The following is a 1,902-nucleotide window of genomic DNA, read 5'->3' as shown; positions in this document are numbered from 1 at the left end:
TACTCGGCGAGCCGGGTGAGGATCGGCGCGGCACGATGGATCGCGTTCTCCCCGATCCATGCCCTCGCGCTGTGCGCCCGGACGCCCGACGTGCGCACGATCGCCCGCATCGTGCCGTTGCATCCGCCCTCGACCTCGCCGTTGGAGGGCTCACCGAGGATCGCGAAGTCGGCCTCGAACAGGTCGGGGCGGACGGCGGCGAGCAGCCCGAGGCCGTTCTTCGACGCCTCGACCTCCTCGTTGTCGTACCACATCCAGGTGATGTCGATCGCGGGTTCGACCAGCTCCGCAGCGAGCTTCAGCTGCACCGCGGTCCCTGCCTTCATGTCGACGGTCCCACGACCCCAGAGGTACGGCACACCGTCGATCTCGATGTCGCGGGTGGGGAGGTTGGCATTGATGGGCACCGTGTCGATGTGCCCGGCGATCGCGACGCGCTGCGCGCGACCGAGATCCGTGCGCGCGATGACGGTGTTGCCGTGGCGGAAGACCTGCAGGTGCCCCAGCGGCGTGACGGCCGCCTCGATGGCGTCGGCGAGCGTCTTCTCGTCTCCGGAGACGCTGGGGATATCGCAGATCGCACGGGTGAGGTCGACGGAGGACGCGGTCAGATCGAGCACCATGGGTCAAGACTACTTACCCGTCATGCGTGCAGTCACCGCGCTGCGGGCGCGATAGCGTGGAGGGATGAGCGACGCGCGCACGGTATGGGGTATCGGACTGACCACGATCGCCGGAGACGGCACCGTCCTGGATGCGTGGTACCCCGAGGTGCGGACCGGAACCGCGGAGGCGGATGAGGCCGCCGTCACCGCGCTCGCGGATCTCACCGGAGCCGACCAGCGACGCAACGTCACGGTGGAGGTCGTGCAGCTGCAGATCGACCTCGACGCCGCACCGGCTTCGACCGCGGACGCCTATCTTCGTCTGCACGCGCTCTCCCACCTGGTGGTGCGCCCCAACGATGTCAACCTCGACGGCGTCTTCGCTCATCTCCCGAACGTCGCCTGGACCAACGCGGGACCCGTCCTGCCCTCGGACGCCGCCCGCCTGCGTCCGCTCCTCCAGCGGTCGGGCATCCAGATCCAGGGTCTGGACAAGTTCCCCCGTCTCACGGACTACGTGCAGCCGACCGGTGTCCGCATCGCGGATGCTTCCCGCGTGCGCCTCGGCGCATACCTCTCCCCCGGCACCACTGTCATGCACGAGGGTTTCGTCAACTTCAACGCCGGAACGCTCGGCGCGTCGATGGTGGAGGGCCGCATCTCCCAGGGGGTCGTCGTCGGCGACGGCAGCGACATCGGCGGGGGCGCCTCCATCATGGGCACGCTCTCGGGCGGAGGGACGCACCGCGTCGCGATCGGCGCGCGCACGCTGCTGGGCGCCAACGCCGGCATCGGCATCTCCCTCGGTGACGACTGCGTCGTCGAAGCAGGCCTCTATGTGACGGCCGGCACGAAGATCGTCCTGGTCGACGGCCCCGTGACCGCCGATGGCGGGCGGAGGACGGTGAAGGGCGGAGAGCTCTCCGGTCAGGACGGACTGCTGTTCCGCCGCAACTCGCTCAGCGGTGCCGTCGAGGCCGTCCGCCGCGCCGGCGTCGGGGTGACGCTGAACGAGGCCCTGCACGCCTGAGAACCCCGGGCGGCGGGTGTCAGTGCACGCAGGTGGCCTCGGCGACCCGCGCAGGAGCCGACATGCAGCCGAGCTCATGCATGCACTGGTAGACTGACTCCGTTGCGTGTACCGCCGGTACCCAACATCGTCGTCGTCACGGGGTCTCCGAGGACCGAAGCGAGCGGAACCGCTCCCACCACCAGCACGAGCTGGCCTTTCGAACGGCGAACCGATGCGCGATTCCGCGCCGTCGCCCACCTCACCCCCTATCTCGCGCCGTTCATT

2 protein-coding genes and 1 pseudogene are annotated in these 1,902 nt (G+C 69.2%); 1 reads left to right on the top strand and 2 read right to left on the bottom strand.

Annotated features, from left to right (window positions below; genetic code table 11):
- Together DSP71_RS24710 and DSP71_RS24705 are read right to left on the bottom strand one after the other, a co-directional pair.
- A partial coding sequence (locus DSP71_RS24710; RefSeq protein WP_396652073.1) for a hypothetical protein occupies positions 1-60 on the bottom strand: 60 nt, incomplete at its 3' end.
- A 164-nt stretch (positions 61-224) separates the two neighbouring features.
- A pseudogene (locus DSP71_RS24705) lies at positions 225-623 on the bottom strand (M20/M25/M40 family metallo-hydrolase); the annotation flags it as partial.
- 64 nt (positions 624-687) lie between these two features.
- Between DSP71_RS24705 and dapD the strand changes: the two are divergent.
- Positions 688-1,635, top strand: coding sequence for a 2,3,4,5-tetrahydropyridine-2,6-dicarboxylate N-succinyltransferase (gene dapD, locus DSP71_RS21320; protein WP_113682000.1), 948 nt, complete (start codon positions 688-690; stop codon positions 1,633-1,635).
- Positions 1,636-1,902: the final 267 nt, after the last annotated feature.

This window comes from Microbacterium sp. H6, assembly GCF_003314775.1.
In the GTDB taxonomy this organism is placed as follows: Bacteria; Actinomycetota; Actinomycetes; order Actinomycetales; family Microbacteriaceae; genus Microbacterium; species Microbacterium oxydans.
This window is presented reverse-complemented; position numbering and strand designations above follow the sequence as displayed.